The organism is Micromonospora sp. Mcm103 (assembly GCF_024519755.1).
In the GTDB taxonomy this organism is placed as follows: domain Bacteria; phylum Actinomycetota; class Actinomycetes; order Mycobacteriales; family Micromonosporaceae; genus Micromonospora; species Micromonospora aurantiaca.
Genome location: NZ_JALJRJ010000001.1, coordinates 442396 through 459822 on the forward strand (window position 1 = coordinate 442396; position 17427 = coordinate 459822).

11 protein-coding genes are annotated in these 17427 nt (G+C 75.8%); 7 read left to right on the forward strand and 4 right to left on the reverse strand.

Annotated features, from left to right (window positions below; all coding sequences use genetic code 11):
• Window positions 1–44: 44 nt before the first annotated feature.
• On the reverse strand, window positions 45–2642 hold the full coding sequence (gene rph / locus OC439_RS02070; RefSeq protein ID WP_262012002.1) for a rifamycin-inactivating phosphotransferase: 2598 nt from the start codon (window positions 2640–2642) through the stop codon (window positions 45–47).
• A 291-nt stretch (window positions 2643–2933) separates the two neighbouring features.
• Here rph and OC439_RS02075 point away from each other — a divergent pair, with 291 nt between their 5' ends.
• Both OC439_RS02075 and OC439_RS02080 read left to right on the forward strand, forming a co-directional pair.
• Window positions 2934–7085: a SpoIIE family protein phosphatase gene (locus tag OC439_RS02075; protein ID WP_262011910.1), complete on the forward strand. Its 4152-nt coding sequence runs from the start codon at window positions 2934–2936 to the stop codon at window positions 7083–7085.
• On the forward strand, window positions 7082–7381 hold the full coding sequence (locus OC439_RS02080; protein ID WP_262011911.1) for an STAS domain-containing protein: 300 nt from the start codon (window positions 7082–7084) through the stop codon (window positions 7379–7381). The genes OC439_RS02075 and OC439_RS02080 overlap by 4 nt, the downstream gene beginning before the upstream one ends.
• A gap of 77 nt (window positions 7382–7458) precedes the next feature.
• On the opposite strand, the gene OC439_RS02085 is transcribed toward OC439_RS02080, so the two are convergent.
• Window positions 7459–8340, reverse strand: coding sequence for a universal stress protein (locus tag OC439_RS02085; protein ID WP_262011912.1), 882 nt, complete (start codon window positions 8338–8340; stop codon window positions 7459–7461).
• 33 nt (window positions 8341–8373) lie between these two features.
• On the reverse strand, window positions 8374–11034 hold the full coding sequence (locus tag OC439_RS02090) for a cation-translocating P-type ATPase (RefSeq protein ID WP_262011913.1): 2661 nt from the start codon (window positions 11032–11034) through the stop codon (window positions 8374–8376).
• 109 nt (window positions 11035–11143) lie between these two features.
• Between OC439_RS02090 and OC439_RS02095 the strand changes: the two genes are divergently transcribed.
• From OC439_RS02095 to OC439_RS02110, 4 genes are all read left to right on the forward strand, one after another.
• The gene (locus OC439_RS02095) at window positions 11144–11956 is read left to right on the forward strand and encodes a hypothetical protein (RefSeq protein WP_262011914.1); all 813 of its coding nucleotides are present in this window, start codon (window positions 11144–11146) and stop codon (window positions 11954–11956) included.
• A 41-nt stretch (window positions 11957–11997) separates the two neighbouring features.
• Complete coding sequence (locus tag OC439_RS02100) at window positions 11998–12186, forward strand: ribonuclease (protein WP_262011915.1); 189 nt, start codon at window positions 11998–12000, stop codon at window positions 12184–12186.
• Between the two features lie 34 nt (window positions 12187–12220).
• Window positions 12221–12694: a hypothetical protein gene (locus tag OC439_RS02105; protein ID WP_262011916.1), complete on the forward strand. Its 474-nt coding sequence runs from the start codon at window positions 12221–12223 to the stop codon at window positions 12692–12694.
• Window positions 12695–12773: 79 nt separating this feature from the next.
• A complete protein-coding gene (locus tag OC439_RS02110; RefSeq protein WP_262011917.1) occupies window positions 12774–13991 on the forward strand; it encodes an MFS transporter in 1218 nt (405 codons plus the stop codon).
• On the opposite strand, the gene OC439_RS02115 is transcribed toward OC439_RS02110, so the two are convergent.
• On the reverse strand, window positions 13919–16693 hold the full coding sequence (locus tag OC439_RS02115; RefSeq protein WP_262011918.1) for a helix-turn-helix transcriptional regulator: 2775 nt from the start codon (window positions 16691–16693) through the stop codon (window positions 13919–13921). The genes OC439_RS02110 and OC439_RS02115 overlap by 73 nt on opposite strands.
• Window positions 16694–16887: 194 nt before the next feature.
• Between OC439_RS02115 and OC439_RS02120 the strand changes: the two genes are divergently transcribed.
• Window positions 16888–17409, forward strand: coding sequence for an RICIN domain-containing protein (locus tag OC439_RS02120; RefSeq protein ID WP_262011919.1), 522 nt, complete (start codon window positions 16888–16890; stop codon window positions 17407–17409).
• Window positions 17410–17427: the final 18 nt, after the last annotated feature.

Sequence of the window (17427 nt, forward strand, 5' to 3'; positions counted from 1 at the left end):
GCGCTCCGGGTCCCGGCGGGGCACGCCGGGACCCGGACCGGCCGTCAGGACAGCAGCTCGACGTACCCGTCGGTGCCGTGCACGCGGATCCGCCCGCCGTCGGGGATCAACCGGGTCGCGTCCGGTACCGCCACCACCGCGGGCAGGCCGTACTCGCGGGCGATCACCGCGCCGTGCGTCATCAGGCCGCCCACCTCCGTCACCAGGCCCGCGACTGCGACGAACAGCGGCGTCCAGCTCGGGTCGGTGTGCGCGGTGACAAGGATGTCGCCCGGCTCCAGGTCGGCGCCGGCCAGGTCCGTCACGACCCGCGCCCGCCCCTCGACGACGCCGGCCGAGACCGCCAGCCCGGCCAGGGCGCCCGGCGGTACGTCGTCCCGCCGGTACGAGCCGTTGAGGGCCTCGCCGTCGGAGGTGAGCACCCGGGGCGGGGTGAGCGCCTGGTGCGACCGGAACTCCTCCCGGCGCCTGCGGATCAGCCCGGCGTCCACCCGCCCGGTGGCCGCGACCTCCCGGAACTCGTCGAAGGTGAGGTAGTAGACGTCCTCCGGGTCGGCGAGCACACCGGCGCGCGCCAGCCGACCGGCTTCCGCCATGAGCGCCTGCTTGTAGACGGCGTAGCGGCTCACGATGTCGTACTTCGGGTACTCCCGGTAGCCGGCGAACGTCCGTACCCGCTCGATCGCGGCCTGCGTCTCGGTGGCCTTGCGCTCGCCGTCGGGCAGCGCGCGCAGGCGGTCCAGCACCTCCCGGGCCTTCGCCTCGGCCCGCTCCCGGCCCTCGGCGAAGCGGCGCGCGGCGGCGCCCGGGGCGAAGGTGCGGACGTTGTCCAGGATCAGCGGCACGAGCGTGGCCGGGCGTTCGCTCCACCGTGGCCGGGTGATGTCGATCTCGCCGACGCAGCGCATGCCGTACCGGTCCAGGTAGCCCTCGACGGCCTCGCGCACCCGCGCGCCGCCGGGCAGCTTCGGCAGCTCGTCCAGGAACCCGTCGTCGGCGGCGTCCCGCAGGAACGCCACCACCTCGGGGTACGCGCGGACCACGTCGGCCACGTCGAGCAGCGCCAGGCCCATCTCGGCGGTGACGTTGCCGGGCGCGGACAGCGTGAGCGTGTCGGCGGCGTCACGTTCGCCGAGCCACTCCCCCAGCTTGTCGTTGAGCCACCAGGTGGCCTGCATCCCCGCCATGATCACCTGGGCGCTCAACGGATCGGTGAGCACCCGCTTGTGCTCGGCGAACGCCTCGGCCAGGAAGTCGAACAGCTCGGGTCCGGAGCGGCCGCGGACGTCGCGGCGCAGGGCGGCGAGAGACTCCCGGCTGCGTTCGACGAGCGTGGTGACGATCGCCGGGTCGGTGTCGATCGGGGGTGGCGGTCCGCCCGCGGGCGGGCCGGCCGGGGCCGGGTCCGGCGCGGCCGGTACGACGTCCCGGGCGAGGACCGTCTCCAGCGCGTCCCGGGTGAGCGGGTCGGCCCGGCCGATCATGCCCAGGAACGCGGCCCGGCCCGCCGCCGTGGACAGGTGCGGCGTGGCGTCGACGAACAGCCGGCCACCCGCCTCGTGCATCGGCGCCATGGCGGTGAGCCGCCACATCGACAGGCCCAGCGGCCTCATCGCGTCGGTCATCATCTGCTGGTGGCCGACCGACAGGTAGACGTGGAACCGCCCGTCGGCGGCGGCCGCCGGCACCGGGAACAGCGTGGTGATCGGCCGGCTCTGGAGGATGTGGACGTCGTCCCCGGTCACTGCCCACTCGACGTCCTGCGGGCAGCCGAAGTACGCCTCGATCCGCCGGCCCAGCGCGGCGAGGCGTACCGCCTGCGCGTCGGTCAGCGCGGGCTGGGCCTGCCGCGCCGGGTCGACCGGCGTCTCCCGGGTGCCGCCGCCGGGCGCCGCGTACACCGCCCGCGCCTTCGCGCCGATCGCCCGGCCGACCACCGCGCCGTCGCGCACCGTGAAGACGTCCGGGTTCACCAGGCCGGAGACCAGTGCCTCGCCGAGACCGAAGCCGGCCTCCACCGACACCACCGTCCGGTCGCCGGTGACCGGGTCGGCGGTGAACATGACCCCCGCCGCGTCCGGGACGACCATCAGCTGCACCACCACCGCCATCTCCACGGCCCGGTCGTCGATGCCGTGGCGCCGCCGGTAGGTCACCGCACGGTCGGTGAACAGCGAGGCCCAGCAGCGGCTGACGTGCCGCAGCACCTCGGCCGCGCCGACCACGTTCAGGTAGGTGTCCTGCTGGCCGGCGAACGAGGCGTCCGGCAGGTCCTCCGCCGTCGCGCTCGACCGCACGGCGTACGCGGCGTCCGCGCCGAGCCCGGCCAGCGCGGCGGTGACCGCCGCCGCGACCTCGCCCGGCAGCGCGGCCCGCTCGACCGCGCGACGGACCTCGGCGGCGGCCGCGCGGATCGCCGCCGGGTCGTCCGCGTCCGCGCGGGCGAGCCGCTCCAGCGGGCCGGCCAGCGCCGGCGTCCGCGCCACGGCCAGCCGGAACGCGTCGGTGGTGACGCAGAAACCCGGAGGTACGCGCGCCCCGTCGATCCTCTTCAGCGCCCCCAGGTGCGCGCCCTTGCCCCCCACCGCGGCGATCCGCGTCTCGTCCACCTCGTGCAGTTGCCACACGTACCGTCCGGTCATGCCGTGCCCCCGTTTTCGCAGCTCGACCCGCATCGGCCGATGATTCTGCGGCATCACCGGGGTCTTGCGGCAAGACCCGGGGTGCGATATACGTTGATAGTGGCGAGGAGATCTGTCTCCTTGCCTTTCGTTTTCCGCACCACCAACCCCTGCCTGGCCCGCTGCCGTCACGTGAGTCAGATCTCCCCGCCCCGGGTGGAGTGCCGGGGGCGCGACGGGGCAAGAAGCGACCACGAGGCCGCGACGTGGCCCGGACGAGCGGGACCGGACGGGGTGGGGGAGACTCGGGCGATGAGCGGCGCTGACACCGACCCGCATACGCGTGCCGACGTCTTCGCCGTCGACGGCGAGATCGGGCCGGACCTGGCGCGGATCGACTGGTCGGCGCATCCCCTGGGACCGCCGGACACCTGGCCGCAGAGCCTACGGACCGCGGTACGGATCCTGCTGTCCTCCCGGTTCCCGATGTGGATGGCCTGGGGGCCGCAGCTCAGCTTCTTCTGCAACGCCGCCTACCGGCGGGACACGCTCGGCCGCAAGTACCCGTGGGCGCTGGGGCTGCCGGCGAACGAGGTGTGGGCGGAGATCTGGGACGACATCGGCCCCCGCGTCGACACCGTGCTGCGCACCGGCGAGGCGACCTGGGACGAAGGGCTGCTGCTGTTCCTGGAACGCGCCGGCTACCGGGAGGAGACCTACCACACGTTCTCCTACAGCCCGCTGCGCGCCGACGACGGCGGACTGGTCGGGATGCTCTGCGTGGTCAGCGAGGACACCGAGCGGGTCATCGGCGAGCGGCGGATGGCGACGCTGCGCGACCTCGGCTCGGACCCGAGCGTCATCCGCACCGAGCAGGAGACGCTCGCGTTCGTCAGCCGCCAGCTGGCCCGCAACCCGCAGGACCTGCCGTTCACGCTCACCTACCTGTACGACGACGACGGCGGGGCCCGGCTGGTGGAGGCGACCGGCCTGCCGGACGGGCACCCGGCGGCCCCGGCCACGCTGTCGCTCGGCGACCCGGCCGCGCCGTGGCCTGCCGGCGACCTCACCGAGGGCGATTCGGTGCGGGTCGGGCTCGACGGCCCGCCCTTCGCGGACCTGCCGGCGGGCGCCTGGCCCGCCGCGCCGGCCGAGGCGCTGCTGGTGCCGCTGCGGCAGCAGGGCGGGGCCCCGTACGGGTTCCTGGTCGCCGGGCTGAACCGCTACCGGGCGCTCGACGACGGGTACCGCGGCTTCGTGGAGCTGACCGCCGGGCACCTGGCCACCGGCATCGCCAGCGCCCGCAGCTACCAGGCACAGCAGCGGCGGGCCGAGGAACTCGCCGAGCTGGACCGCGCGAAGACCGCCTTCTTCTCCAACATCAGCCACGAGTTCCGCACCCCGCTCACCTTGATCATGGGACCGCTGGACGAGCTGCGCGGCCGGCTGCCGGACGCCGACGAGCAGGTCCGCGCCGAGCTGGACGTCATCCGCCGCAACGGCCTGCGCCTGGGCAAGCTGGTCAACAGCCTGCTCGACTTCTCCCGGATCGAGGCCGGCCGGATGCAGGCCCGCTACGAGCCGGTCGACCTGGCCGCGGTGACCGCCGACCTGGCGAGCGTCTTCCGGTCGGCGATCGAACGGGCCGGCCTGTCCTTCGAGGTCGACTGCCCGCCCCTGCCCGAGCCGGTGCACCTGGACCTCGGCATGTGGGAGAAGGTGGTGCTGAACCTGCTCAGCAACGCGCTGAAGTTCACCTTCGACGGCGCCATCCGGGTGGAGCTGCGCGGCGAGGCCGACACCGCGGTGCTGCGAATCTCCGACACCGGTATCGGCGTACCCGCCGACGAGATGCCGCGCCTGTTCGAGCGGTTCCACCGCATCGAGAACGCCCGCTCCCGCTCCGACGAGGGCAGCGGCATCGGCCTGGCCCTGGTTCGGGAGCTGGTCACGCTGCACGGCGGCGGCATCGACGCGATCAGCACCGTGGGCCGGGGCACCACCTTCACCATCCGGCTGCCGTTCGGCACCGGCCACCTGCCGGCCGACGCGCTCGCCCCGGCGGGCACCGGCCGGACGCCGGCGTCGGCCGAGCCGTTCGTGCAGGAGGCGCTGCGCTGGCTGCCGGCCGAACCGGGCACCGCCGCCGGCGGCGGGGACGTCCCGGCCGGCGGACCGCTCCAGCCGCTGCCCGACGGGGCGCAGGCCCGCGTCCTGGTGGCCGACGACAACGCCGACATGCGGGAGTACCTCACCCGGCTGCTGCGTTCGGCCGGGCACGAGGTGCACGCGGTCGCCGACGGGCAGGCCGCGCTGGACGCCGCCCGCGCGCACACCCCCGACCTGGTGGTCAGCGACGTGATGATGCCCCGGCTCGACGGCCTGCAACTGGTCGCCGCGCTGCGCGCCGACCAGCGGACGGCCGGCACCCCGGTGCTGCTGCTGTCCGCCCGCGCCGGGCAGGAGGCCTCGATCGAAGGGCTGGAAGCAGGCGCCGACGACTACCTGGTCAAGCCGTTCCCGGCCGCCGAGCTGCTGGCCCGCGTACGGGCGAACGTGGAGCTGGCCCGGCTGCGCAACCACCACGCCCGCTGGCGTACCGCGCTCGTCGACTCGCTGCAGGAGGCGTTCTTCGTCTGCGACGAGGACGGCGCGGTGGTCGAGATCAACGCGGCGTTCACCGGCATCCTCGGCTACGGGACCGAAGGGCTGCCCTATCCGGCGGTGCACCCGTGGTGGCCGGACCGGGAGGCCGAGCCCGAGGCGCACCGCCAGGTGGCGGAGGCGTTCTCGAGACTCGTGGGGCAGACCCGGGGCACGTACACCGTGCCGGTGACCCACCGCGACGGGCACCGGATCTGGATCTCGGCCGCGTTCAACCAGGTCGACGATCCGGACACCGGCCGCCGGGTGATCGTCGGCACGTTCCGTGACGTCACCGCCGAGCACTACGCGGTGCAGCGGGAGACCGCCCTCGCCGGGCTCAGCATGCGGCTGTCGCAGGCGGACGACCTCACCGACGCGCTGCACGGGGTGCTGGACGAGCTGCGCAAGCTGTGGCGGGCCGCCGGCGTGCTCACGGCCGTCTTCGGCGACCCGCCCGTCCCCGAGGTGACCGCCACCGACCCGGCGGCACGGTGGGACACGCTGCCGCAGGAGCGCCGGCAGGCGCTGCTCGCGCTGCGGGACACCCCGCTGCTGACCCCGGTGGCGACGCGTACGCACGGCGCCGGCATCGCCGTCGAGCACCCGGACGGCACCATGGCACTCTGGATCGACCTGGGCGAGAAGCGGCCCTTCACCGAGCAGGACCAGACGCTGCTGGCGCTGCTGGCCGGCCACATCGGGCAGGGGCTGCACCGGGTGCACCAGATCGACCAGCAGCGGGAGACCGCGCTGGCCCTGCAACGGGCGATCCTCGGCCCGGCGCAGCTCCCCGCCGGTTTCGCGGTGCGGTACTCCCCCGCTGCGATGCCGCTCAAGGTCGGCGGCGACTGGTACGACACCGTGGAGCTGCCGGACGGGCGCATCGGCATCGTGGTCGGCGACTGCGTGGGCCACGGCCTTCAGGCCGCGACGGTGATGGGGCAGCTGCGCAGCGCCTGCCGCGCACTGCTGTTGCAGGGCCCGAGCCCGGCCCGGACGCTCGAGGCGCTGGACCGGTTCGCCGCGCTGCTGCCGGGGGCGTCCTGCGCCACCGTCTTCTGCGGCGTGCTGGACCCGGCCACCGGCCTGATGCGCTACTCCAGCGCCGGTCACCCACCGGCCATCGTGGTCCGCGCCGACGGCACTCCCGAACTGCTGCAGCACGGCCGGTCCCGGCCGCTGGCCGTACGACCCGGGCAGGAACGTCCGGAGGCGGAAGCGACGGTGCCGCCGCGCGCCACCCTGATGCTCTACACCGACGGCCTGGTGGAACGCCGCCGCCAGCCGATCACCGCCGGCATCTCCCGCGCCACCGACGCCATCCAGCAGGGCCATCACGCGCCGGTCGAGGTGCTGGCGACCGAGATCATGGACCGGCTCACCCCGGACGGGGGCTACCACGACGACGTGGCCCTGCTGCTCTACCGCCACCCCGGGCCGCTGGAACTGGAGTTCCCGGCCGAGTCGACGCGCCTGGCCGAGGTCCGCACCGCGCTGCGGGGATGGCTGGAGCGTTGCGGGCTGGCCCCGGCCCACGCGTACAACATCCTGGTGGCGGCCGGGGAGGCGTGCGCCAACGCGGTCGAGCACGGGCACCGCGACGACCCGGGCGGACGGATCCGGCTGCGTGCCGCCGCCACCGCCGGCGGCCTGCGCCTGAGCGTCACCGACAGCGGCCACTGGCGCGACCGGGACCAGCCTCCCGACCCGCACCGCGGCCGGGGACTCGTGCTCATGCGCGCGCTGATGGACAACATCAGCGTCACCCCGGGGGCCACCGGCACCACCGTCGACATGCAGGCGAGGATCACGCCATGAGCACGTCCCTGACCCTGACCACGAGCGACAGTCCGGACGGCGTCCGCGTGCTGGCAGCCGTCGGTGAGATCGACATGAGCAACGCGTCTACCTTCGCCGACGCGCTGGCCGAAGCCGTACGCCCCGACGGCGAACCCCTGGTCGTGGACCTCACGAAGGTGGAGTACCTGGACAGCGCCGGGCTGGCCGCGCTGTTCCCGCACGCCGACCGGATCGCGCTGATCGCCGGCCCGCTGCTGGAGCCGCTGCTGACCATCTCCGGGCTGGCCGACCTCACCACGGTCCGCAGCGCCTGACGCCGTCGGGGCGTCAGGCGCTGTCGCGGAGGTCGGGCACAGTCGGCGTTCTCGCCTGGTCGGGCGCGGTCGCGAGGTCAGGCGCCGTTGCGCACGATCACCAGCGGCGAGTGGGCGTGGTGCAGCACCGCGTGGCTGACCGAGCCGAGCAGCAGCCCGCCCAGCGCGCCCCGGCCGTGCGCGCCGACCACCACGAGCTGGGCGTCCTTCGACTCCTCCACAAGCACCCGGGCCGGGGCGCCGCGCAGCGACCGCTGCCGTACCGGCACGTCCGGGTAACGCTCGGCCCAGCCGGCGATCGACTCGGCGAGGACGCGCCGGGACTCCTCGGCGAGCGCCTCCGGGTCGTACACCAGCGGCAGGATGTCGCCGGGGCCGATCGGGGTGGGGTACAGCCAGGCGTGCACCACGATCAGCGACGCGCCCCGGCGGGCGGCCTCCTCGTACGCGTACCCGACCGCCGCGGTGGACAGCTCGGAGCCGTCCACGCCGACCACGATCGGGCCGTCGGCGCGCGCCTCGCCGCGCGTCACCAGCACCGGGCAGTGTGCGCGGGCCGACACCTGGAGCGTGACCGAGCCGATCAGCAGGCCGGCGAACCCGCCCAGGCCCCGGTGGCCGAGCACGATCAGCGCCGCCTCGCGGGACTCGGCGACCAGCACCGCAGCCGGTGCGCCGTCGACCACCACGCCGGTGACCGGGACGTCCGGGGCGACCTTGCCGGCCTCGGCGACCGCCTCGGCGACGACCCGTTCGGCCTGGTTGCGCAGGCCGGCGCCGGCGGGCGCGCCCGGGGCCGGGGTGAGCGGCGCGCGGGTCAGCGGCCAGATGAACGCGTGGACGACCTGCAGCGGCCGGTTCCGGTCGGCGGCCTCGCGGGCGGCGACCCGGACCGCGTCCAGCGAGGCGGCGGAGCCGTCCACGCCCACCACGACGGGGGCCTGCGAGTGGATCGTCATGTCGTCCTCCTTCACTCGTGCTCAGCCTGCCGGTCAGGCGGCCGGCCCGGCAGGGTCCGGGGTCACGGCGTGAGGGCCGTTGGTCCCGCGGAGACGGCGGGTCAGCCGCAGCACCAGCCCCGGCAGCACGCCGATCGCGGCGCAGGCGAGCAGGTCGAGCGCGCTGAGCGGGGACGTGCCGAGCAGCTCGCGCAGCGGCGGCAGCAGCACGCCCGCCACCTGGAGCACAGCGGAGACCGCTACCGCCACCGGCAGCGCGAGGTTGCGTTCGCGCGAGCCCGGGGTACGGATCGCGCGGACCGCCAGCGCCACGCCGAGCTGGGCCAGGCCGAGCACCACGAACACCACCGACTGCCACGGCCGGTCGGCCGCCGCGGCCCACACCCCGGCGCCCAGCGTCGCCGCGGCGATCAGCCCGCCGGTGACCAGCACGTCCCGGCCCAGGCCGGCGCCGAGGACCGACTCCTGCGGGGAGCGGGGCGGCCGGCGCAGCGTGCCCGGCTCGGCCGGTTCCGCGCCGAGCGCCACGCCGGGGACGCCGTGGGTGAGCAGGTTGATCCAGAGGATCTGCGCCGGCAGAAGCGGCACCGGCAGGCCGAACAGCGGGCCGAGCAGCATCACCGCGATCTCGGCCACGCCACCGGCGAGCGCGTAGCGCAGGAACCGGCGGATGTTGTCGTAGATCCGGCGGCCCTCGCCGATGGCGGTCGCCACGGTGGTCAGGTCGTCGTCGACGAGCACCAGGTCGGAGGCCTGCCGGGCCACCTCGGTGCCGCCACCCATGGCCACGCCGATGTCCGCGCGGCGCAGCGCCGGGGCGTCGTTGACGCCGTCGCCGGTCATCGCCACCACGTGCCCCCGGTTCTGGAGGCCGGCGATGATGTCGAGCTTCTGTTCCGGCTGGGTCCGCGCGTACACCCGGGTCTCGGGGTGGGCGCGGCCCGGGTCGCCGTCGTCACCGTTGGCGAGCGGGTCGCCGTCGCGCCAGAGCCCGAGCCGTCCGCCGATGGCGGCGGCGGTCGCCGGGTGGTCGCCGGTGATGAGGACCAGCCGGATGCCTGCCTCCTCGAAGCCCGCGGCGATGCCGGGCGCCGCGGCGCGCAGCGGGTCGCCGACCGCGACCAGGCCCAGCGGGCGCAGGCCGGTCGGCCGGGCCGGGTCGGGCAGGGTGTCGACCACCGCGGAGGCCACCGCCAGCACGCGCAGCCCTTCGGTGGCGAGCCGGTGCGCGGCGTCGGTCAGCTCGGCCAGTTCCGCGGCGTCGGCGTCCACCAGCGGCGCGGCCAGCAGGTTCTCCGGCGCGCCCTTGCAGACCACCAGGTAGCGCCCGTCGCAGCGGCGGTGCACGGTGGTCATCCGGCGCAGGTCCTGGTCGAACGGGGCCTCCGCCACGCGGGGCCAGGCGTCGCGGGTGGTGTCCGGGTCCAGGCCGCAGCGGGCGCCGAACGTGACGAGCGCAGCCTCCAGCGGATCACCGATCGCCGTCCACTCGGGCCGCTCGTCGGTCGGCGGCGTCACAGTGGCGTCGTTGCAGAGCAGCCCGGCGCGGGCGAGGGCGCGCAGCTCGTCGGGGGCGCTCACCGGCTCGCCCCGGTGGTGCACCTCGCCGCCGGGCGCGTAGCCGGTGCCGGTGACGGCGTAGCGGTCGCGGCCGGGGACGACCGCGTACTGCACCGCCATCCGGCCCTCGGTGAGCGTGCCGGTCTTGTCGGAGGCGATCACGGTGACCGAGCCGAGGGTCTCCACCGCGTGCAGCCGGCGGGGGATGGCGCGGCTGCCGGCCATCCGGCGCGCGCCCAGGGCGAGCGCCAGCGTGACGACGGCGGGCAGCGACTCCGGTACGGCCGCCACCACGAGGCTGACGGCGGTGACGGCCATCTGCGTGACCGGCCGCCCGTCGAGCACGCCGATGGCGAAGACCAGCCCGGAGAGCACCACGGCGGTCAGGCCGAGCACCCGGCCGAGCGAGGACAGGCGTCGTTGCAGCGGAGTGGGCGCCGGCCGGGTCGCCGCGACCAGGGCGCTGATCCGGCCCAGCGCGCTCGCCGCGCCGGTGCGCGCCACGGTTCCGGTGGCGCGGCCGGTGGTGACCACGGTGCCGGCGCTCGCCTCCTCCCCCGCGACCCGGGCCACCGGCACCGACTCGCCGGTCAGCGCCGACTCGTCCAGGCTGAGGCGTACCGCGTCGGTGAGATCGAGGTCGGCCGGAACCACGTCGCCCGCCTCCAGCCGGACCAGGTCGTCGCGGACCAGGTCGGCGGCGGGCAGCACGAGGTCACGGCCGTCGCGGACCACACGCGCGGTCGGCGCGGCGAGCCGGTCCAGCGCGGCGACGGCCCGGTCGGCGCGTACCTCCTGCACCACCCCGATCGCGGTGTTGATGAGGACGACCAGCACGATCACGGCGGTGTCCGGGTAGTCGCGCAGCAGCGTGGTCACCACGGCGGCGGCCAGCAGCAGCGCCACCAGCGGGTCGGTGAGCTGGCGGAACACCCGGCCGGCCAGCCCGCGCTTGCGCGGGGCGGCAACGGTGTTCGGGCCGTCGGCGCGCAGCCGGGCGGCCGCCTCGGCCGAGCCGAGCCCGGTCGCGGGGGCCGGAGAGATCTCGGTGGGCGTCGTCGCTGTCGCCGGCCCGCCGTTGATCACCACATCGTCCTCCATGTCGTCGCCGCCCGCGCCGGGCAATCCCAGCATGCCGCGCGACCCTACGTGGGTCGCAGGGCCGTCGGCCTGTCGGGCCCGGGACCAACGGCCCCCGCGTACGGGGCAGCGCGGCGCCCGGCGCGCCGGTAACGTCCGCGCGGTGAACCGGACACGCAGCGCCACCGGGCCGACACCTCCGTCCCGTCACCGGTGGGTGCGGTGGACGCTCGCGGTGCTCCTGCTCGCGTCGGCGGGGTGCGGGAGGGGACTCGGGGAGGAGAGCGGCGACGCGCTGGCGCGCGACACCGCGGCGGCGGAGGCGAAGCAGCTCAACACGGAGCTGGGGCACCGCAACCGGGCGCGGGACGCCGGGTCGATCGCGGCGGCCGAGATCGTCCAGGAGCCGAAGGACGCCGCGTCCGGCGGCGGTGCGACGGTCCGGCGGGAGGCGCTGGCCTGGTCCGGCCGCACCGCCGGGAACGAGCGGGCCACCGTCGACGTGCGGTTCGTGGTGACAGTCCCGGAGCGGCCGCCGGTGTCGATCGGCGGCGCGAGCAACAGCGCCGGTGAGGCCACGCGCTGCTACCGCTACGAGTTCGAGCTCTACCGCTACACGACGTACCACGAGATCGACTGTCCGAGCGGCCCCGCTCCCTCGCCGCCCACCGCCGCGCCGGTGCCGAGGGTGCCCGAGGACGGGCGGCAGCGGCTCACCGCAGTGCTGCGCACCGCCACCCCGGACACGCTGGCGGGCGCCGTGCGGGCGGCCTTCCCGCAGGACTGGATCACCGTCGACACGACGGTGCACGAGGGCGCGCTCGTCGCCGCCGTCGGCGTACCGGCCGAACGGGACTGCCTCCTGCTCGTCCGCACACCGGCCGGGAAGATCGAATCCCCCGGGTACGACCGGATCTGGCTGGAGCCGGGCGAGACCGGCTGCAAGACCGGCCTGTACGTGGCGCCGCCGCGCTGACGTACCGGTTTGCCGCGTGGCCGCCGGGGCACCTGACGGTCATGACGGATCCGGAGCAGTTCCAGCGGCAGCAGGAGGGCGCGCTCGAGCGCGGGCAGGTGTTCCAGGACGCCGAGGGGCGGCGTACCCGGGACCCGGGCGCCGGGGCGGAGAACGCGGAGAGCGAGTCCGACCGCAACGCCGAGCGTCTGGCGCGCGGCGAGGTGGGCCCGGGCGTCCCCGAGGACTGACGTGCCGAGGCGGTTGTCAATGTAGCGTTGACAGGTGACCCTGGACCACCTGTCCGAGATCGCCGCGGCCCGGGTCCGGCTGGACGAGCGCGAGCTTGACCTGATCGACCGGGCCCGGCACGGCGGCGCCACCTGGGCCGAGATCGCGCGGGCGCTGGGCCTGGGCAGCCGGCAGGCCGCCGAGCAGCGCCGGCAACGCCTCGTCGCGGCCCGGCGGGCCCGCCTGTCCCGGCTCGATCCGGTTGGTGCCCCCGACCTGCCTGTGCTGCGGGCGGCGGTCACCGACCTGCACCGCTGGATCGAGGCGGACCGCGCGTGGGACGGCCGTTTCCCCCGCGCGGCGTTGACGCGCCGTACCTGCGCGCTCGCGCTGGACGCCGGCGCCGGGCCGCTGCACACGCTGGCCGCGCACCTCGCCGACGACCTAGCCGGGGCGGGGCGGCGGCTGCCCGCTCCGGCACGCGACGCCGCGCTGCGTATCGCCGCCGCCCTGTCAACGTCGCATTGACGATTGCTCTAGGCATTGCCCCCTGACGGCTCAACTCCGGAGGATGTGAGTCCACCAGGCTCAACCTCACGGGGGATCCATGCGCCGCAACGCCGTCCTGTTCGTGGCCGTCTCGCTGCTGTCCGGCCTCGGCGGCAGCGCCATGGCCCTGGTCTGCGGGATCTGGATCCTGGACCTGACCGGCTCCACCGGGCTCGCCGCGCTGGCCGGGCTCTGCGTCTACGCCCCGACGCTGACCGGCCCGTGGCTCGGCGGCCTGCTCGACCGGGTGCCCCGGCGTCCCCTGGTGATCGGCGTCAACCTCGCGCTCGCCGCCGCGCTGCTGAGTCTGCTCGCGGTACGGGGGCCCGGCGAGGCGTGGCTGATCTACGCCGTCTCGCTCGCCTACGGGATCGGCTACGTGCTCGTCGACGCCGGCGAGACCGCGCTGCTGCCCGCCGCGCTCCCCCCGGCCCGGCTGGCCGACGTCAACGGCTGGCGGTCGAGCGCGCAGGAGGGCGTGAAGCTGGTGGCGCCGCTGGCCGGGGCGGGCCTGTACGCGTGGCGGGGCGGGCACGTCGTCGCGGTGCTCGCCGCCGTCGTACCGGTGCTCGTGGCCGCCCTGTACGGCGCGTTGCGCCTGACGCGTACCGTCCCCGCTCCCCCGGCCGCACGGCCGGCGCGAGTCCGGGACGGGCTCACCGCACTGCTGACCCGGCGGGCGGTACGCGTACCCGTGGCGCTCGCGGCGGTGTCCATCGCGATGTCCGGCTTCACCACCGCGGCGCTGTACGACGTGGTGGTGACCGGCCTCGGGCTGCCGTCCACCTTTCTCGGCGTGCTCGCCGGCGCCCAGGGTGGCGGATCGCTGCTCGCCGGGCTGGTGGTCGGCCGGCTGGTCCGCCGCCACGGTGAGATCGCGGTCGGTGCCGCCGGCACGGTCCTGTTCGCGGCCGGCTGTCTCGGGCGTTGCCTGCCCTGGTGGCCGGGCACCGTGGCCGCCTCGGTGGTGATCGGCGTCGGTCTGCCGTGGACGCTCGTCGCGGCGGTCACCGCCGTGCAGACGTACACGCCGCAGGCGATGCTCGGACGGGTCGCCGGGACGGCGAGCACCGCGATGTTCGGGCCGATCACACTGGCCATCCCGCTCGGGTCGGCGGCGGTCGCGGCCGGCGGCCGGCCGCCGCTGGTGCTCGCCGCCGTGGCGTGCCTGGCCGCGGCACTGGCGGTCGTCCGGCCGCGTCGTCAGCCCGCGGCCGGCGGGCCGGACAGGTGGCGGATCAGTTCCGGCCGGGAGCGCAGCCGCAGCTTCCGGTAGACGTTGCCGAGGTGGTACTCGACGGTCTTCGGTGACAGGAAGACCCGGGCCGCGATCTCCCGGTTCGTCAGGCCCTCCGCCACGTGCAGGGCGATCAGGCGTTCCTGACCGGTCAGCCGGTCGACGGTCCGGTCGCCGGGGTCGGGCTGCCGCCGGCCGGTGGCGTCGATCTCGGTGCGGCACCGCCGCGCCCAGCCCTGCGCGCCGAGCGCCTCGAACAACCGCAGCGCGGCGTGCAACTGGACCCGCGCGTCCCGGCGGCGCCGGGCCCGGCGCAACCGCTGCCCGTAGCTGAGCAGCGTCCGGGCCCGTTCCAGCGGGACGACGGCGGGATCGCACCGGGCCAGCGCCGCCGCGAAGACCTCGTCCAGGTCCGGTTCGCCGGCGAGCAGGCCCTCGACGCGCGCGGCGGCGGCGCGGGCGGCGGCACCGCCGGCCCCGGCCAGGTCACGCAACCGCCGCGCCGACCGCTGCGGGTCGGACAGGTGCGTGTACGCCTCAGCCAGCTCGGCGGCGACAGGCAGCCACCCCGGTTCGGCGATGCCGCCGTCGCGCTGGGCCCGGCGGACCCGTTCCAGTTCGGTCACGGCGTCGTGCCAGCGCGCCCCCACCACCGCCGCGATCCCGGTGGCGTAGCGGAGCCGGACCTCGATCTCCCGGAACTCGCCCGGCAGGAGCCGGCGGGCGTCGTCGACGTGCGCGAGCGCCTCCGGCTCCTCGCCGAGCAGCGCCTCCACCAGGGCCAGCGCGGCCAGCGCCTCCGCCCGCAGCACCGGAAGCGCCACCTGCTCGGCGATCCGGACCGCCTCGGCGGCGGCCTGGTAGGCCGCATGCAGCCGGCCGGTGCGCCACTCCAGCCCGGCGAGCCGGGGCAGGGCGTACGCCAGCAGGAACACGTCGTCGGTGGCGCGGGCCCGGTCGATCTCCGGTTCCAGCAGCGCCCGCGCGGTGTCGTGGTCCCCGATCCAGCAGAACACCTCGGCCAGCTCCGCCGCCGATCCGTCGGCGTGGCCGGCGCAGGCGGCGACCAGGGTACGGGCCGACGCGACCCCCTCGGGCAGCCCGGCCAGCACCTGCGCCGCGGCCAGCCGGATCGGCCCCTTCGGCCAGGTCGCGCCCGTATCAGCGGCGGCCAGCTCGGCCACCCGCGCGCACAGCGGCACCATGCCGGTGACGTCCAGCCGCGCCCAGAACTGGTTGACGCGGGCACTCATCAGCCGGGCCGCGCCGAGCGGATCCGCTTGCGCGTACGCCTGCGCGTCGGCCAGGTACGCCTCGGCGCCCGCCATGTCACCGTGCTGCTGCGCCAGGTGGGCGAGCAGCGGCTTGACCCGGCAGCGCAGGTCGGCGCGCCGGGTCAGCCCGATCGCCTCCTCGCCCAGAGTGATGGCGTGCCGGCTCGCGCCGGCGTTGGCCCAGGCGCGGGACGCGGCGGCGAGCCGGGACGCGCGTACGTCCGGGTCGGGGGTGAGACGGGCGGACCGCTCGTACGCGCGGGCCTCGGCCACCACGCCGCCCCGGCGTTGCGCCCGCTCGGCGGAGCCGGCCAGCAACGCGGCTACGCCCTCGTCGGGCACTGTGGTGGCGGCCGCGAGATGCCAGGCCCGGCGGTCGGCGGTGTCGTCGCCGGTGAGCGCGGCGGCCACCGCCAGGTGGGCGGCCCGCCGCCGGCCGGGGCCGGCGACCGAGTGGACCGCGGCGCGGGTCAGCGGGTGGCGGAACGTCACCTCGCGGTCGGTCACCCGGATCAGCCCGGCGTCGACCGCCGGGTCGAGCACGCCCAGGCGCAGCCCGTCCGCCGCCAGGATCCGCTCCAGCAGCGCCGGGGTGGTGGCCTCGGTGACCGCGCAGGCGACGAGCGCACGCCAGGTGTCGTCGGGCAGCCCGCGGGCGTGCGCGAGGACGGTCATCTCGATGCGTTCGACGAGCACGAGCGGCTCCCGCAGCGGCAGCCATCCGTTGCGGTGCTCCTCGGACAGCGTCGCCGGCAGTTCGGTCAGCGCGAGCGGGTTGCCGGCGGTGGCCGCCGCCAGGTCGGCGGCGACCCGGCGGTCCAGGCCGGCGCGCATGGCGAGCCGGATCGCGTCGTCCCGAGCCAGACCGGTCAGCGGCAGCTCCGGCAGGCCGGGCGCGGGGAACGCGGGGGCGTCGCGGGCCGCGAAGACGACGGCGACCCGGTCCGCGAGCAGCCGCCGCGCGGTGAACAGCAACGCCTCCGCCGAGGCCGGGTCGATCCAGTGCGCGTCGTCGACCAGGCAGAGCACCGGCGTGTCCTCGGCCGCCGTCGTGAGCAGGCTCAGCGTCGCCACGTACGCGGCGAGCCGGTTGACCGGGCGGGAGCCGCCGCCGATGGCGAAGACGGTACGCAGCGCGTCGGCCTGCTGCGCGGGCAGATCGCCGAGCCGGTGCAGCAGCGGGCGCGCCAGTTGGTGCAGCGCGGAGAACGGCAGCTCCGCCTCGAACGGGGCGCCGGTGGCGCGCAGCACCCGCATCCCGGTGGACCGGGCGGCACAGTGCTCCAGCAGTGCCGTCTTGCCGACGCCCGCCGCGCCGCGCAGCACCAGGGCACCGCCGTGACCGTCGACCGCGCCGGCCAGCAGCGCGCCGAGCCGCCGGCACTCGTCGGCGCGCCCGAGCAGGGCGTCCCCACCGGTGTCCGTGGCCGTGCCGACGGCACCGGCCGGCGCCGGACCGCTGCCCATGACCGCACGCTAGCCGCCGGCGCGGTCCGGGCGGGCGGGCGCGACGGCAACCCGACAGGGTGCCCGCGCGGCCTCGTCGACTAGGAGGAACCCGGATCCGGGGGCTGTCGCGGATCCCTAGCGTCTTCCCCAGTCGTCCGGCCGGTGACCACCGGCGGAACCGGGACGGCGACACGACTCCGAGGGGAGACACCATGATCGGGAAGAGAGCGGCCGGGGTGCTGGCGGCGGGACTGCTCGCCACCGGGTTCGGGGTGGCGTCCGGCCCGCCGGCGCAGGCCGCGAGCGGCCACTACGCCATCGTCAACTACGGCAGCGGCAAGTGCCTGGAGGTGGACCGGTCCGGCGCCCCGTCGTCGCTCGGCGGCCGGGTCGTGCAGCGCACCTGCGACGGCCAGGCCGTGCAGCGCTGGTCGCCGGTGGGCCGGGACACCTACACGTTCGTCAACCAGTTCAGCGGCATGTGCGTGGACGTCCGCAACGGGGTGAACGCCGACGGCACGCCGCTGCAGCAGTGGGCCTGCACCGGCACGTCGAGCATGAAGTGGACGGTCGACCCGAACTCCTTCGCGGGTGTGCACCAGATCAGGTCGCAGATCGGTGGCCGGTGCATGGACGTGCGGGGCGGATCGGACGCCGACGGCGCGGCCGTCCAGATCTACCGCTGCACCGGGTTCGGCAACCCGGCCCAGGTCTGGTCGTTCACGGCCGTCTGACCGGCGCGGATGCGGCCC